The sequence below is a fragment of the Streptomyces sp. NPDC046887 genome (assembly GCF_040644755.1).
Lineage (GTDB): Bacteria > Actinomycetota > Actinomycetes > Streptomycetales > Streptomycetaceae > Streptomyces > Streptomyces lichenis.
This window is the reverse complement of the sequence record NZ_JBEYXH010000037.1, coordinates 1-15,554: the sequence shown is the minus strand read 5'-3', so window position 1 is coordinate 15,554 and position 15,554 is coordinate 1. Positions and strand designations below refer to the sequence as shown.

The 15,554-nt window shown below is 73.2% G+C and carries 14 protein-coding genes and 1 pseudogene; 11 read left to right on the top strand and 4 right to left on the bottom strand.

The window, feature by feature from the left end:
- Window positions 1–150: 150 nt before the first annotated feature.
- The gene (locus tag ABZ945_RS26660) at window positions 151–912 is read left to right on the top strand and encodes a phosphoglyceromutase (RefSeq protein ID WP_248636362.1); all 762 of its coding nucleotides are present in this window, start codon (window positions 151–153) and stop codon (window positions 910–912) included.
- Window positions 913–1,109: 197 nt separating this feature from the next.
- On the opposite strand, the gene ABZ945_RS26655 is transcribed toward ABZ945_RS26660, so the two are convergent.
- Window positions 1,110–2,072, bottom strand: coding sequence for a YihY/virulence factor BrkB family protein (locus ABZ945_RS26655; RefSeq protein WP_361274351.1), 963 nt, complete (start codon window positions 2,070–2,072; stop codon window positions 1,110–1,112).
- Between the two features lie 629 nt (window positions 2,073–2,701).
- Between ABZ945_RS26655 and ABZ945_RS26650 the strand changes: the two genes are divergently transcribed.
- Entirely contained in the window at window positions 2,702–3,109 is a 408-nt protein-coding gene (locus ABZ945_RS26650; RefSeq protein ID WP_361274349.1) for a hypothetical protein, read from the top strand.
- Between the two features lie 120 nt (window positions 3,110–3,229).
- Here the strand turns inward: ABZ945_RS26650 and ABZ945_RS26645 are convergent, their stop codons facing one another.
- Together ABZ945_RS26645 and phoU are read right to left on the bottom strand one after the other, a co-directional pair.
- Complete coding sequence (locus ABZ945_RS26645; protein WP_248636365.1) at window positions 3,230–3,379, bottom strand: hypothetical protein; 150 nt, start codon at window positions 3,377–3,379, stop codon at window positions 3,230–3,232.
- A gap of 160 nt (window positions 3,380–3,539) precedes the next feature.
- Entirely contained in the window at window positions 3,540–4,256 is a 717-nt protein-coding gene (gene phoU / locus ABZ945_RS26640; protein WP_361274346.1) for a phosphate signaling complex protein PhoU, read from the bottom strand.
- Between the two features lie 236 nt (window positions 4,257–4,492).
- Here phoU and ABZ945_RS26635 point away from each other — a divergent pair, with 236 nt between their 5' ends.
- Window positions 4,493–5,854 carry an ATP-binding protein gene (locus ABZ945_RS26635; protein ID WP_361274343.1) on the top strand — a complete coding sequence of 454 codons (1,362 nt, stop codon included), beginning with the start codon at window positions 4,493–4,495 and terminating at the stop codon, window positions 5,852–5,854.
- Window positions 5,851–6,531 (top strand): response regulator transcription factor, encoded by a 681-nt coding sequence (locus ABZ945_RS26630; RefSeq protein ID WP_018847140.1) that lies wholly within the window; start codon window positions 5,851–5,853, stop codon window positions 6,529–6,531. Before ABZ945_RS26635 ends, ABZ945_RS26630 begins: the two co-directional genes overlap by 4 nt.
- 215 nt (window positions 6,532–6,746) lie before the next feature.
- Here ABZ945_RS26630 and ABZ945_RS26625 read toward each other — a convergent pair whose 3' ends face one another.
- A complete protein-coding gene (locus ABZ945_RS26625) occupies window positions 6,747–7,460 on the bottom strand; it encodes a DUF461 domain-containing protein (protein WP_361274340.1) in 714 nt (237 codons plus the stop codon).
- Window positions 7,461–8,198: 738 nt separating this feature from the next.
- Here ABZ945_RS26625 and ABZ945_RS26620 point away from each other — a divergent pair.
- From ABZ945_RS26620 to ABZ945_RS26590, 7 genes and pseudogenes are all read left to right on the top strand, one after another.
- Window positions 8,199–8,681, top strand: a complete 483-nt coding sequence (locus ABZ945_RS26620) for a CarD family transcriptional regulator (RefSeq protein ID WP_003953493.1) — start codon at window positions 8,199–8,201, stop codon at window positions 8,679–8,681.
- A 469-nt stretch (window positions 8,682–9,150) separates the two neighbouring features.
- A complete protein-coding gene (gene ispD, locus ABZ945_RS26615) occupies window positions 9,151–9,888 on the top strand; it encodes a 2-C-methyl-D-erythritol 4-phosphate cytidylyltransferase (protein ID WP_361274338.1) in 738 nt (245 codons plus the stop codon).
- On the top strand, window positions 9,878–10,378 hold the full coding sequence (gene ispF, locus ABZ945_RS26610) for a 2-C-methyl-D-erythritol 2,4-cyclodiphosphate synthase (protein ID WP_361274336.1): 501 nt from the start codon (window positions 9,878–9,880) through the stop codon (window positions 10,376–10,378). Before ispD ends, ispF begins: the two co-directional genes overlap by 11 nt.
- Window positions 10,379–10,529: 151 nt before the next feature.
- A complete protein-coding gene (locus ABZ945_RS26605; RefSeq protein ID WP_361274484.1) occupies window positions 10,530–10,937 on the top strand; it encodes a PPOX class F420-dependent oxidoreductase in 408 nt (135 codons plus the stop codon).
- 171 nt (window positions 10,938–11,108) lie between these two features.
- A complete protein-coding gene (cysS, locus tag ABZ945_RS26600) occupies window positions 11,109–12,518 on the top strand; it encodes a cysteine--tRNA ligase (protein WP_361274334.1) in 1,410 nt (469 codons plus the stop codon).
- Window positions 12,519–12,667: 149 nt separating this feature from the next.
- Complete coding sequence (rlmB, locus tag ABZ945_RS26595) at window positions 12,668–13,618, top strand: 23S rRNA (guanosine(2251)-2'-O)-methyltransferase RlmB (protein WP_248636373.1); 951 nt, start codon at window positions 12,668–12,670, stop codon at window positions 13,616–13,618.
- Between the two features lie 103 nt (window positions 13,619–13,721).
- Window positions 13,722–15,434: pseudogene (locus tag ABZ945_RS26590) on the top strand (DoxX family protein); the annotation flags it as partial.
- Window positions 15,435–15,554 lie beyond the last annotated feature (120 nt).

Below are 15,554 nucleotides of genomic sequence, written 5' to 3'. Positions count from 1 at the left end.
GACGCCGACCGTCAACCGGCCGCCGACCGTCAACCGTCCGCTGACCGTCAACCGGCCGCCGACCCTCAACCGGCCGCCGGACGATCGTCAGGCGGCCGCCGGCCGACCGTCCGCCGCGGACCGTCAGGGGCGTCGATTAACCTCGTACGCATGGCCGACGCACCGTACAAGCTGATCCTGCTCCGCCACGGCGAGAGCGAGTGGAACGCGAAGAACCTGTTCACCGGCTGGGTGGACGTCAACCTCACCGACAAGGGCGAGAAGGAGGCGGTACGCGGCGGTGAGCTGCTGAAGGACGCCGGCCTGCTCCCCGACGTCGTCCACACCTCCCTGCAGAAGCGGGCCATCCGCACCGCCCAGCTGTCGCTGGAGGCCGCCGACCGCCACTGGATCCCGGTCCACCGCTCCTGGCGGCTGAACGAGCGGCACTACGGCGCGCTCCAGGGCAAGGACAAGGCGCAGACGCTCGCCGAGTTCGGCGAGGAGCAGTTCATGCTGTGGCGCCGCTCGTACGACACCCCGCCGCCGGCCCTCGCCGACGACGCCGAGTTCTCGCAGGCCCATGACGCCCGCTACCAGACCATCCCCCCGGAGCTGCGGCCGCGCACCGAGTGCCTGCAGGACGTCGTCGTCCGGATGCTGCCGTACTGGTACGACGCCATCGTCCCGGACCTGCTCACCGGCCGCACGGTGCTGGTCGCCGCCCACGGCAACAGCCTGCGCGCCCTGGTCAAGCACCTGGACGGCATCTCGGACGAGGACATCGCCGGGCTCAACATCCCCACCGGCATCCCGCTCGCCTACGAGCTGGACGCCGACTTCAAGCCCGTGGTGAAGGGCGGCACCTACCTCGACCCGGACGCGGCCAAGGCGGCCATCGAGGCGGTCAAGAACCAGGGCAAGAAGAAGTAGCGGTCCCGGAGCGCGCTGGGAGGGCCTCTTGCCCGCCGGTCTCCCGGCGGGCGGGGGGCCTTCTCGCGTACGGGGCTTCCTGGCGTACGGGGCTTTCTGGCGTACGGGGCCTTCCCGCGTACGGGGCCTTCCCGCGTACGGGGCTTTCTGGCGTACGGGGGAGGGGCGGGCCCCGCACCCCCTCGGGCCCGCGCCCCTCAGGCGCCCGGGCCCGGGTCGGGGTGGACGGTCTGGGTGACGCCGGCGCGGGCGGCCTCCAGTTGGGCGGCGAAGGCGATGCCGAGGAAGAGCGCGACCCCGGTCACATTGGCCCACAGCAGCAGTGCGACGAAGGCCGTGAGCGGGCCGTAGACGGCGCCGAAGGAGCCGCTGAAGTTCACATACAGGCCCAGCAGCCAGGTGGCGCCGATCCACAGCAGCAGATGCACGGCCGAGCCGAACACCAGCCAGGTGTAGCCCGGTTGGTCGCGCCGCGGGGCCCAGCGGAAGATCACCGCGGAGGCCACCGCCGCCAGCAGCACCCCGGCGGGTAGGTGCAGCGGGCCCCACCAGTCGAGCAGCCCGGGCGGCCAGTGGAGCGCCCGCACCACCGCCTCGCCCGTCTCCCGGCCCGCGACCAGGATCAGGAACCCGCCGCCCAGCGGCAGCCCGGCGCCCACGGCCAGGGCGAGCGCGCGCAGGTACTTGCGGAGGAACGGGCGGTCGCGCTCGATCCCGTAGATCCGGTTGCAGCCGCGCTCCACCTGCCCCATCGCGGAGGCGAGGTTGAGCAGCGCGAAGCCGAGGCCGAGCCACATCGCGACGGCGGCGGCCGTGTCCGCGCCCGCCTGGCGGGTGCCCTCCAGCGCCTCCTGGACGACCTCGGCGCTGGCGCCCGGGACGATGCCCTCCAGGGTCAGCTCCACCACCCGGCCCGCGCTGCCGGTGTGCAGGCTGGCGGCGACGCCGACCAGCGCGATGGTGAACGGGACGATGCCCAGCACCACCTGGTACGCCAGGGAGCGCGCGAACGAGAAGCCGTCGGCGTAGCGGAACCGGGCGAAGGAGTCGAGCAGCAGCCGGCGGCCGCCGTAGCGGCGCAGCGCGGTGAACGCCTCGTCCCCGGAGAGCTCCTCACCGATCATGTCCCGGGTCTGCGGAACGTGCACCACGGTCCCCACCGCGCGCCTCCCCCTCTGTCTCCCGCCCTGCCTCCCGGGCGCCTCGCCGTTGTGTTGCCTTCCCGCGACCGCGGGGCGCACGCGCGACGGCTACCGGTCATCCGTACGGCGGCTCGATATGCCATGGACATCCCGGGACGTGAACTGTTGCCGTACGGCAGCAATGGTGCCGCCCCTGCTCACGACCGCGCGCCCGCCGGCCGGTGCGCGTGCTGGTGCCCGAGGGGCGGCTGGGGGGCGGAATACCGTCACCGTGACGTTGGCCGACCGCCGGTCACTTCTGCTCGGCAGATGCCATAGGTCCCATGCCGCCGGCAACGCCCCGCCCGCGCGATGCGGACCACGGCCGGGCGCACGGGCTGGGCGGGGTCCGCCTCGGTACGGACCAGCCGCCGGTGGGGCCGCAGGGGCGGCTTCGCGCCGGAAGGCGGTACGGGGGAGGGGACCGGAAGGCTACTGGCAGCGCCGGCGCGGGCACCGGCAGTGTCGTCCCCGCACCGCAGCACCGCAGCACGACAGCACGACAGCACGACAGCACTTCAGCGCATCAGCGTCACGCACCACACCGCTCATCCGCTCATCCGCTCATCCGTCCATCGGGCCGAAGGCCCATTCCGAACGGAGTCCCCATGCGTACGAGGTCCGTGCTTGCCGCCATCGGTGCCGCCGGCACCCTGGTGCTGACCGGAGCCGTCCTGCCGGCGTCCGCGGCCGCACCGGCGCCCGCCACCACGTCCCACCCCTACACCTGCTCCAACTCCGGCAGCGGGTCCGCCCACATCGTCAACTGCGTGGGCACCATCACCGGCATCGGCAACGTGGTGAAGAACGTCGACATCGACATCTCGGACATCAACGTGCTCAGCGGCAACCAGCTGAACATCCTGGAGACGTCGCTGGAGGACGTCGCCGACGTCAAGGCGGGCACCTCCGTCATCCTCCAGAAGGTCGACCTGGCCCTGGTCACCGTCGACACCTACGTCAACAAGCTGTCGATCCCGATCGACATCAGCAAGGTGCTCGTCGACGTCCTGTGACGCCCATTCGGCCGCTGGGCTGAGGGTAGAGGACACCAGAACGCCCGGCCGGGGACGCCCAGCCGGGCGTTTCCCCTGCCGGGCGCCGGTCCCGCCGTCCCACCCCGGCCGGTCCGGAGGTCAGCCGCAGCAGCCGCCGCACTGGCAGGGCGCGCCCGACTGGCAGCCGCAGCCGCAGCCCGAGCCGCAGCCGCAGGCACCGAGGAGGGGCAGGGGGATCACATCGGCGGGGGTGTCCTGACGGGGGTCGGTCATGGGTGCGTCGGCCATGGGGTTCCCTCCTCGAAGGCGTACGTCGGCGTGCGCAGCCTCACCCCATTGGACGACCGGGGGCCAGGGCGCATCAACGGCGCACGGGGTTGCGACCGCCCCCGCCGCCCGCCGCACGCGCCCCCGGGCCGATCGCCCGAGGGCACCCGCCCCCCGTCCGCTAGACCTCCTCGGCGGCCGTCTCCGTACGGGCCTCCGGCCGGGTCTCCGCCGCCCCGTCCTGCTGCTGGAGCTCGTCGGCGTGCTCGCCGGTCACCAGGTAGACCACCCGCTTGGCCACCGACACCGCGTGGTCGGCGAACCGCTCGTAGTAGCGGCCCAGCAGGGTCACGTCGACCGCGGTCTCGATGCCGTGCTTCCAGCGGTCGTCCATCAGGTGCCGGAACAGCGTGCGGTGCAGCCGGTCCATCTCGTCGTCGTCGTGCTCCAGCTGGATCGCCAGGTCCACGTCCTTGGTGATGATCACCTCGCCGGCCTTGGCCATCAGCCGCTGGGCCAGCTGACCCATCTCCAGGATGGTGGCCTGGAGGTCGCGGGGAACGGCCGTGTCGGGGAAGCGCATCCGGGCCAGCTTCGCCACATGCTCGGCCAGGTCGCCGGCCCGCTCCAGGTCGGCGCTCATCCGCAGCGAGGTCACCACGATGCGCAGGTCGGTGGCGACCGGCTGCTGGCGGGCGAGCAGGGCGATGGCGCGCGCCTCCAGGTCGTGCTGGAGGGTGTCGACCCGGCGGTCGCCCTCGATCACCGCCTCCGCGAGCTTCAGGTCCGCGTCGAGCATCGCCGTGGTCGCCCGGCCGACGGCCGAGCCGACCAGCCGGGCCATCTCGACCAGTCCGTCGCCGATCGAGTCCAGTTCCTCGTGGTACGCGTCCCGCATGGGTTGTCCCTCTCTCACTGCGCGCGGCAGGGTGCTCGTACCGCGTCCGTACTGCGTCCGGGGTCCGGGTGGCCGCTCTCGGCCCCCGTAACCGCCACGGTCCGGTCCGAAGGCGTCGGGTGCCGTCCGCCCAAGTGAACCGGCACTTGCCCCTCGGTGAACTCTGGGCGACGACTGTCCGGGGTGGCCCCTCGACGGCTGGGAGCATGTCCGAGGGCCCGCCTAACCTGGGAGCCATGGACGTGAACGCGGCGGTCGCCGCAGTGGCCGCGATCGCCGGGGCGTGTACCGGTGTCATCGCCATGCTGGCGTTCCGCTGGAGCGAACGCGAGCAGCGGAGACCCAGCCCCCGGGTCCGCGCCTCCCCGCACACCGACGCGGTGCTGCCGCCGGGCGTGGACACCGTGCTGTCGGTGCTCCGCTCCTCCGCCGTGGTCCTCGACGAGAGCGACTCGGTGGTCAAGGCCAGCTCCGCGGCGTACGCGCTGGGACTGGTCCGCGGCGGCAAGCTGGCCATCGAGCCCATGCTGCACCTGGCCCGGGACACCCGGCGGGACGGCGAGATACGGCAGGTGGAGCTGGAGCTGCCCCGGCGCGGCACCGGCCTCGGCGGGGCGCTGGCGGTCTCCGCGCGGGTCGCCCCGCTCGGCTCCCGGCTGGTCCTGCTGCTGGTCGAGGACCTCACCGAGGCGCGCCGGATCGAGGCGGTCCGCCGGGACTTCGTGGCCAATGTCAGCCATGAGCTCAAGACCCCGGTCGGCGCGCTCTCGCTGCTCTCCGAGGCGGTGATGGACGCCTCCGACGACCCCGAGGCGGTCACCCGCTTCTCCGGCCGGATGCAGATCGAGGCGACCCGGCTCACCAACCTCGTACAGGAGCTCATCGACCTCTCCCGCGTGCAGAACGACGACCCGCTGGAGGACGCCGAGCCGGTCCGGGTGGACGAGCTGGTCGCCGAGGCCGTCGACCGCTCCCGGCACACCGCCTCCACCAAGCAGATCACCATGGCCGCCGGCGGCGCCTCGGGCCTGAAGGTCTGGGGCAACCGCGGCCAGCTCGCCGCCGCCCTCGGCAACCTGGTGGAGAACGCGGTCAACTACTCCCCGGCCCACACCCGCGTCGGCATCGCCGCCCGCCGGATCGCCGCCCCCGGTGGCGACGCGATAGAGATCGCCGTCACCGACCAGGGCATCGGCATCCCCGACAAGGACAAGGAGCGCATCTTCGAGCGCTTCTACCGGGTCGACCCCGCCCGCTCCCGGGCCACCGGCGGTACGGGCCTGGGCCTGGCCATCGTCAAGCACGTGGCCGCCTCGCACGGCGGCGAGGTCTCCGTCTGGAGCACCGAGGGCCAGGGCTCCACCTTCACCCTCCGCCTCCCCGAGGCCGGCACCGCCCGCCCCGACCAGGACGCGGACCTCGACACCGGTCTGGGCGCCGGCCGGCTCGGCGCCGCCCCGTCCGGTGGCGGGCCCGCCGAGCGGACGTCCGAGGCGGCCGCCGACCGGCCCGCCGGGCCGAACGCCCGGCACCAGCAGCGCCGCCCCACCCTTCCCCGTACCCATGAACCGCTCATCGCCCCGGAGGTCCTTCCGTGACCCGAGTGCTTGTCGTCGAGGATGAGGAATCCTTCAGCGACGCCCTGTCCTACATGCTCCGCAAGGAGGGCTTCGAGGTCGCGGTCGCGACCACCGGGCCCGAAGGACTGGACGAGTTCGAGCGCAACGGCGCCGACCTCGTGCTGCTCGACCTCATGCTCCCCGGCCTGCCCGGCACCGAGGTCTGCCGCCAGCTGCGCGGCCGCTCCAACGTGCCGGTCATCATGGTCACCGCCAAGGACAGCGAGATCGACAAGGTCGTCGGGCTGGAGATAGGCGCCGACGACTACGTCACCAAGCCGTTCTCCTCCCGCGAGCTGGTCGCCCGCATCCGCGCGGTGCTGCGCCGCCGGGGCGAGCCGGAGGAGGTCACCCCCGCCGCGCTGGAGGCCGGGCCGGTCCGGATGGACGTGGACCGCCATGTGGTCACCGTCTCCGGCGGCAAGGTCGACCTGCCGCTGAAGGAGTTCGACCTGCTGGAGATGCTGCTGCGCAACGCGGGCCGGGTACTGACCCGGATGCAGCTGATCGACCGGGTCTGGGGCGCGGACTACGTCGGCGACACCAAGACCCTCGACGTCCATGTGAAGCGGCTGCGCGCCAAGATCGAGCCCGACCCGGGCGCCCCGCGCTACCTGGTCACCGTCCGCGGACTGGGCTACAAGTTCGAGCCGTAGGCCGTAGGCCGTAAGCACCGCCCGGGTGCCGGGCCGTGCCGCCGTCACACGGTGACGCTGCCGGGCCGCTCGGCGCGGTGACGGTACGAGGAGGGGCGCCCCACCAGCCGGTGGGGCGCCCCTCCTCGTTTCCGGCCATCACGGCTCTCAGCACGCCGAGCCGCTACGGCCGCTCCCGGCCGTCGCTCCCGGCCGTCACCGCCGGCCGCCGGCCGTCACTCCTGGCCGTCGGCCTGGCCCTCTTGGGCGTCCACCGAGGCGGAGGCCGAGTCCGAGACCTCCGGCCCCGGGGCACCGTCCTCCCGGCCCTCGCCCTCGGTGCCCTCCTGGCCCACGGCGGGGCCGCGGGTGGTGGAGGCCGTCGGGGACGGCGAGGTGGCCGGGCCGGACGGCTGCGTGGAGGGGGCCTTCGGCATCTCCGAGGGGCCGAAGCCGGTGAAGTAGCTGTGCGCCGGGGTGACGAACGCCTTCATCTTCACCTCGCCGGTCTCGCTCAGCGAGAAGACGATGTCCTGGACGTTGCCGTCCTGAGCCGCCTCACGGCCCTGGGCGATCACCGCGGAGGCGTTGCCCTCGCCGCCGAGCAGCACCGAGCCGCCCGCCGGAACGGTGATCTTGCCGCCGCCCCGCGCGGCGGTCAGCTTCACCGGCGCGTCGGCGCCCGGCAGCGCGATCTGGTCCAGGGTCTGCGGCGTGGAGCCGTTGTTGAAGATCTTCGCGGTGACGACCGCGGGGCCCACCGCCTCACGCTCGGGCTGGGTGACGACCGCGACGTTCTGGATCTGGATGTCCCCGACGGTGGCCGCGGCGTTGTCCGGCCGGACCCCCAGCGTCTGCGCGTCGTTGCCCGCACCGCAGGCGGAAAGCGAGGCGATCGAGAACACGATGGCGGTGGCGGCGAGGGCGCCGCGTCGAAGGCTGCGGCTCACGGCGGCGGCAACTCCTATGACGTACGGACTACGGGGCACGGACGGCAACTGCCGGGCCGGTCGCACGGATCGCACGGGGCGACGGCAGCCGGTTCGGCGGGCTCAGGTTACCGACCCCGTGTCACCGACCCGCATCCGACCCGCCCCGAGGCCCCACCGACCCCCCGCCACCGGTGTCCGGTGCCCCGCGCGGCGTCCGTGCGGCCCCCGTCCGCGCGGCCGGCGGTGAGCCGCGTCACTCCGACTTCGTACCGCGTTCACATAAGCCGCCGACAACCGGCCGGACAAGCGCCCGACAACCGCCGGACAACCCTCGGACAAGCGGCCCCGACCGTCCTTGATCAATTCTGTCGATGAGTGGGATTTCCCCGGTGAAAAGCCTGCCGAGGCCGTCCGCCGCTGATCGGACGCGGCATTTCGAGAATCACCGGGACGCCGTGCCGGCGGATGTGCGGGCGGGTGCGCGGAGGCCGAACGGAGTACGGGAAGTCCACTCCGGGGAACCCGGCAAACCGGACGTAAGGCCCCTTCGAACCATCCGTCGAAGGGTGTAACGTACGCGTTTCCCTGTGCCCGCAGAGCCGCTCCGACCTGCGAATACCCCCTTCCGCATGCCGGTCGCAGCACGTCCCGGTCGCTGTTGTCAAGCCCCGAGATATGCCCTGACCTGCGAAAACGTCATTCAGAAGAACCCGAATCCGTGTTACCCTGGATAGCCACGGAAGGGGTACCTGTCACATGACGTTCAAGGTTGGCGACACCGTGGTCTATCCCCATCACGGGGCCGCGCTGATCGAGGCTATCGAAACTCGTCAGATCAAAGGCGTGGACAAGACCTACTTGGTGCTCAAGGTCGCCCAGGGCGACCTGACGGTGCGCGTACCCGCGGACAACGCGGAGTTCGTCGGTGTGCGCGATGTGGTCGGTCAGGACGGACTGGACCGGGTCTTCGAGGTGCTGCGCGCACCGTACGCGGAGGAGCCCACGAACTGGTCCCGCCGCTACAAGGCGAACCTGGAGAAGCTCGCCTCCGGCGACGTCATCAAGGTCGCCGAGGTCGTCCGCGACCTGTGGCGCCGCGAGCGTGAGCGCGGACTGTCCGCCGGCGAGAAGCGGATGCTGGCCAAGGCGCGCCAGATCCTGGTGAGCGAGCTGGCGCTCGCCGAGAACACCAACGAGGACAAGGCCGAGGCGCTGCTCGACGAGGTCCTCGCCTCCTGAAAGCCGGTACGCACCCCGTACGGCCTGTGAGTTCCCTGACACACCCCGCTCGTCGCCCATGAACGTCCCGCCCGCACCGGCGGACCTCACAGGCAACGGACGCCGCCGGCGCCCGTCGTAAGCGGGACCCTGACGCACCACCCGTCAGACCAGGACTCCGAAGCAGTGATGCCGCGGTGCCCGCTGACCCGCCGTCCGCCACACATCCCGTGTGGCCCGGAGCGTGTCGCCGGGCGCTGCGGCATGTCAGCCCCCGGAAGTCCCCGAGGAAACTCCCGAGAGCTCCAGGGATCCCGGAAGCCCGGGACCCCGGGGAGGTCGGCGCGGTGCGCTCCACCGGTCGTCACGGAAGGGGCCGGTCGAGGCGTCGCGCCGATGCTCCCTCACTCCGCGGATACCCTGCGGGCAAGGGCGCACCCATGGCCATACCCACGACTCCCGAGCCGACAAACCTGCCGGAGCGCATCCGATGACTGACGCAAGCACGCCCGTCCGCACCGCCGTGGTCATCCCCGCGGCCGGCCGCGGGGTACGCCTGGGACCGGGCGCCCCGAAGGCGCTGCGCGCGCTGAACGGCACCCCGATCCTCATCCACGCCGTCCGCGCCATGGCCGCCTCCCGGGCCGTCTCGCTGGTCGTCGTGGTCGCCCCGCCGGACGGCGCCGGCGAGGTCAAGAACCTGCTGGACGCGCACGCCCTGCCCGAGCGCACCGACTACCTGGTGGTGCCCGGCGGCCAGACCCGGCAGGAGTCCGTCCGGCTCGGCCTGGAGGCCCTGCCGGAGGGCGTCTCCGCGGTGCTGGTGCACGACGCCGCCCGCCCGCTGGTGCCGGTGGAGACCGTGGACGCCGTGGTCGAGGCGGTACGGGACGGGGCGGTCGCCGTCGTCCCCGCCGTGCCGCTGGCCGACACCGTCAAGCAGGTCGCCCCGCGCGCCCACGGCGAACCGGAGCCGGTGCTCGCCACCCCCGACCGGGCCGCGCTGCGCGCCGTGCAGACCCCGCAGGGCTTCGACCGGGACACCCTGGTCCGGGCGCACGTCGAGATCACCGCCAACGTCACCGACGACGCGAGCATGGTCGAGCAGCTGGGCGAGCCCGTGGTGGTGGTGCCCGGGCACGAGGAGGCGTTCAAGGTGACTCGTCCACTGGACCTCGTACTCGCCGAGGCCGTACTCGCCCGCAGGAGGGCCAACGATGGCTTCTGACCCCTGGAACCCGGTCTTCCCGCTGGTCGGCGTCGGCACCGACGTCCACGCCTTCGAACGCGGCCGCGAGCTGTGGTGCGCCGGGCTGCGCTGGGAGGACGAGGAGTACGGCCTGGCCGGCCACTCCGACGGTGACGTGGCCGCGCACGCCGCCTGCGACGCGCTGTTCTCCGCGGCCGGGGTCGGCGACCTCGGCGCCCACTTCGGCACCTCCCGCCCCGAGTGGTCCGGCGCCTCCGGCACCACCCTGCTCGCCGAGGCGGCCCGGATCGTGCGCGCCGAGGGCTTCGAGATCGGCAACATCGCCGTGCAGGTCATCGGGGTCCGCCCCAAGGTCGGCAAGCGGCGCGAGGAGGCGCAGAAGGCGCTCGGCGCGGCGGCGGGCGCCCCGGTGTCCGTCTCCGGCACCACCACCGACGGACTCGGCCTCACCGGCCGCGCCGAGGGGCTGGCCGCCATCGCCACCGCCCTGGTGTACCGCGCTCCTTGACCCCCGCCGTCGGGACCGTCGTAACCCCCGCCGTCGGGACCGTCGTCGCGACCGTGGGGGCCGTTCGGGTGCGGGGGTGTTTCCCCGCCCCGCCATGGAGCACCCGGCCGCCGGGCGCGACCGTGCGCCCGTGAACCGATGGGGAGCCCGGATGGCCCACGCCTCGCTCAGCGAACACCTCAAGGCCCTGCTCGACAGCGCCGTCTTCGTCAACATCGCCACCATCCAGCCGGACGGCCGTCCGCAGGTCTCCCCGGTGTGGGTCAAGCGCGACGGCGAGCAGGTGCTGATCTCCACCACCGCGGGCCGCCGCAAGGAGAAGAACCTCCGCCGCGACCCCCGGGTCACCGTGCTGCTCCAGCCCTTCGACGCGCCCTACAGCTACGCCGAGATCCGCGGCACCGCCGAGCTGGAGACCGAGGGTGCCGACGCGCTGATCGACGAGCTGTCGCTGAAGTACACCGGGAAGCCGTACGCGGAGTTCAACCCCGCCTCCGCCGAGGACGCCCAGCGGGTGACCGTCCGCGTCACCCCGGAGAAGATCGTCGGCTCGATCTGACCCCTGTCCCTCCCCGGGCCGCCGGCCGTCGCACCCTCGGCCCCCGCCTCTCGCCCGGTGCCCGGGCCGCCGGCCCCGCGCCCTCGGCCCCCCGCCCCCCGTCGCGTACCCGTTACCACGGATCCGCGGAAGCGGGGCGGGGCACTGCCGGGGGCCCACTACCCTGGGAGGGTGACTATTCGCCTGTACGACACCAGCGCCCGGCAGATCCGCGACTTCGCCCCGCTCACGCCGGGCTGTGTCTCGATCTACCTCTGCGGTGCCACCGTGCAGGCCGCACCGCACATCGGGCACATCCGCTCGGGGCTGAACTTCGACATCATGCGCCGCTGGTTCGCGTACCGCGGCTATGACGTCACCTTCATCCGCAACGTCACCGACATCGACGACAAGATCATCACGAAGTCGGCCGACCAGGGCCGCCCGTGGTGGGCCATCGGCTACGAGAACGAGCGCGCGTTCAACAACGGCTACGACGCGCTCGGCTGCCTGCCGCCCAGCTACGAGCCGCGCGCCACCGGCCATATGACCGAGATGGTCGAGATGATGCGCGGGCTGATCGAGCGCGGCCACGCCTACGAGGCCGAGGGCAACGTCTACTTCGACGTCCGCTCCTTCCCCGGCTATCTGGAGCTGTCCCGGCAGGACCTGGACGACCTGCGCCAGCCCTCCGCCGACGGCGAGACCGGCAAGCGCGACCTGCGGGACTTCGCCCTGTGGAAGGCCGCCAAGCCCGGCGAGCCGTCCTGGGAGACCCCCTGGGGCCGCGGCCGCCCCGGCTGGCACCTGGAGTGCTCGGCGATGGCCCACAAGTACCTGGGCCCCGTCTTCGACATCCACGGCGGCGGGCTCGACCTGATCTTCCCGCACCACGAGAACGAGATCGCGCAGGCCAAGGCGTTCGGGGACGAGTTCGCCCGGTACTGGGTGCACAACGCCTGGGTCACCATGAGCGGCGAGAAGATGTCCAAGTCGCTCGGCAACTCGGTCCTGGTCTCCGAGATGGTCAAGCAGTGGCGGCCCATCGTGCTCCGCTACTACCTGGGCACCCCGCACTACCGCTCCATGATCGAGTACAGCCCGGAGGCGCTGGCCGAGGCCGAGTCGGCGTTCGCCCGGATCGAGGGCTTCGTCCAGCGGGTGGTGGAGAAGGCCGGCCGGGTGATCGAGCCGGCCGCCGAGGTGCCGCCCGCCTTCGCCGAGGCGATGGACGACGACTTCGGCGTGCCGCAGGCGCTCGCCGTCATCCACACCACCGTCCGCCAGGGCAACAGCGCGCTGTCCGCCGACGACAAGGAGGGCGCCGCCGCCCGCCTCGCCGAGGTGCGCGCCATGCTCGGGGTGCTCGGCCTGGACCCGCTCGACCCGCACTGGGCCGGCGAGTCCGGGGGCGCCGGCGAGGATCTGCACGGGGTGGTCGACACCCTGGTCCGGATGGTGCTGGACCAGCGGGAGGCCGCCCGCGCCCGCAAGGACTGGGCCACCGCCGACGCGCTGCGCGACCAGCTCGGCCAGTCCGGGCTGACCATCGAGGACAGCCCGGAAGGCCCCCGCTGGACCCTTGGCGGCGCCGCCTGCTGACTTCTCAGCCGCCGCCCGCCCCGGCGGCGCGGCACACTTGTCCGTACGCGGCACCGCGTCCCCACGCGTCGCCGCACCCGTACGCGCGCGGGGCCCGCACCCCGTTCGCGTACCCCACACGCCACACCACGTCACGAAGCAGGTAAGTCATGGCCGGGAACAGCCAGCGCAGGAACCGCCGCACGTCCAACAAGAAGGGCGCGCAGGTCGGCAGCGGTGGCCAGCGTCGCCGGGGCCTGGAGGGCAAGGGCCCCACGCCGCCCGCCTCCGCGCGCAAGGGCCACGTGAAGAACCGCGCCGCCAACGCCAAGGCCAAGCAGGCCCAGCGCCGCCCGGTCGTCCGGCGCGGCGGCAAGGGCCAGTCCGAGATGGTCGTCGGCCGCAACCCGGTCTTCGAGGCGCTGCGCGACGGCGTGCCCGCCTCCACCCTCTATGTGCAGCAGTTCATCGACAACGACGAGCGGGTGCGCGACGCGCTCAAGCTCGCGGCGGACCGCGGCGGCATCAACCTGATGGAGGCCCCGCGCGCCGAGCTGGACCGGATGACCAACGGGCTGAACCACCAGGGCCTGGTGCTGAGCGTCCCGGCCTACGAGTACGCGCACCCCGAGGACCTGGCCGCGGCCGCCTTCGACGAGGGCGAGGACCCGCTGATCGTCGCCCTGGACGGGGTCACCGACCCGCGCAACCTCGGCGCCGTCGTCCGCTCCGTGTCGGCCTTCGGCGGCCATGGCGTGGTCGTCCCCGAGCGGCGCGCCGCCGGGATGACCGCGGGCGCCTGGAAGACCTCCGCCGGCACCGCCGCCCGCACCCCGGTGGCCCGCGCCACCAATCTGACCCGGGCCCTGGAGGCGTACCAGAAGGCCGGGCTGACCGTGGTGGGCCTGGCCGCGGACGGCGAGGCCGAGGTCGGCGACCTGGAGGCGCTGGGCGGCCCGGTGGTCATCGTGGTCGGCAGCGAGGGCAAGGGCCTGTCCCGGCTGGTCGGCGAGACCTGCGACATCCGGGTCCGCATCCCGATGCCGGGCGGCGCCGAGTCGCTCAACGCCGGTGTCGCGGCCGGTGTGGTGCTGTACGAGGCGGCCCGCCGCCGCGTCTGACGGCACCCCCGTCCCGTAGCCCGGCCGGGCGTACATGATCTTGACGGGTCTCGGACATTCCGCGGCCGTCAAGCAGTGTCCTATCGCCGCATCACTCGGTTAGATGAGTGTGGACACCAGAACGCCCCGGCCCGGGTTCGACGACCAGCCTGCGCTGAGCATGGTCAAGGTGGATTGCGATCCCGCGCAGGTCATCGTGAACCACGCCAGCTTCCGTGTGAGGCTCGCCCCGGCGCAGCAGCCCCGGTACACGGCGAACACCACCCGTGTGCCCGCCTTCGGCGCGGGCGCCAAGCCCGTGCCCCGGGCCGGGGCGCCCGCCCGCCGGCGTGCGCCGGTGGTGTGGAGCGGCAAGTCCTCACCCGGCGACCCGGGCGCCACCGGCCTCCTCCAGGCCGTCCGCCGGACCGCCGCCGTCCCGGCCGGCGCTCTTCGGGAATCCGGAGCCGTCTCCACCGTGAGCACCGTCGACGCCGGCTCCACCCAGCTGATCCCCCGGGTGGACCTCACCGGCGACACCATGCCCAACCCGGTGGTGGCCCCCCGCCGCAGCCCGGACGACGGGCCGATCCTGCCCCCGATGCGGCGGGCGGTCGGCGCCTACGACGAGCGCCCCGCCGAGACCACCGCCTTCCCCGGCGATCCCTCCGGCTACGGCGCTTCCTCCGGTTACGGCGACGACCGGTACGGCTACGACGACCGCGCCGCCGGCGTCCGCGAGGACGCCGACCTCGACGGCCCCGCCACCGGCGCCTTCCCGGCCGGCTCCCACCGCCACGCCTACTACCCCGGCCGCCGGATGAACCTCGGGGTGGTCCTGCTCCCCCTCCGGGTCTTCCTCGGCTTCATCTCCATCTACGCCGGGATGGGCAAGCTCTGCGACCCCGTCTACTTCGACGGCGGCGAGCGCGGCTCCATGGTCACCTGGCTGACCTCGCTGCACCCCTGGCCGCTCGCCGAGCCGCTACGGGACTTCGCCCTGGCCCACCCGGTCGGCGCGGGGCTGACCGTGGCGTTCGCGCAGGTGATCGTGGGTGTGCTCACCGTGCTCGGCCTCTGGCAGCGGGTCGCCGCGGTCTTCGGCGCCCTGCTCTCGGCCGCGTTGATCCTGACCGTCAGCTGGAAGTCGGTGCCGGTCTACGAGGCCCCCGACTTCATCTTCCTGGCCGCCTGGTCGCCGCTGCTGATCGCGGGCGCCCCGGTGTACTCGCTGGACGGGCGGCTGGCCGGCGAGGCCTGGCGCACCCTCGGCCCGCGCTCCGACCTGCACGACCTGCGCCGCCGGGTGCTGCGCCGGGGCGGGATCATCGCCGCCGTGGTCGTCGGGCTCACCCTGCTGGTCGGCTCGGTGCTCGGCGGCGCGGTCCGCTCCACCCAGATGGTCACCGTGCCCGGCCCGGACGGCGACCCGATCAACCACCTGCCCGGCCAGGTGCTGCCCCGCGAGCGCCAGCAGCAGCGCTCCTCCTCCACCTCCCCCGAGTCGGCCACCCGCAGCCCCGAGCCGTCCGCCTCCACCGCCGGCCCCGCGGGCACCTCGGCCGAGGACCGCACCGCCACCCCGACCGAGGAGGCCGCCCCCGAGGCCGAGCAGGGCGTGGACGAGCAGCCGACCGCCACCCAGGGCACCGGCCAGGAGGCCCCCGAGCAGTCCGAGCCGGTCCCGCCCCCGTCCTCCAGCGCCGGCCCCAGCTCCAGCGGCGGCAGCGACGAGGCCCCCTCCTACGACGGCGGCTCCTCCGGCGGCAGCGGCGGCAGCGAGGAGAACACCTCCTCCACCGGCGGCGGCACCGACGGCGGCTCCTCCTCCACCGGTGGCTCCTCCACCAGCGGCGGCTCCACGACTACCAGGCCCTGTTCCACGGCGTGGACGAGCGCGTCCCGGTCCAGGCCCTGCACTTCGGGGTGCGTGTCCTCGACCGCTATCTGCGCTCCG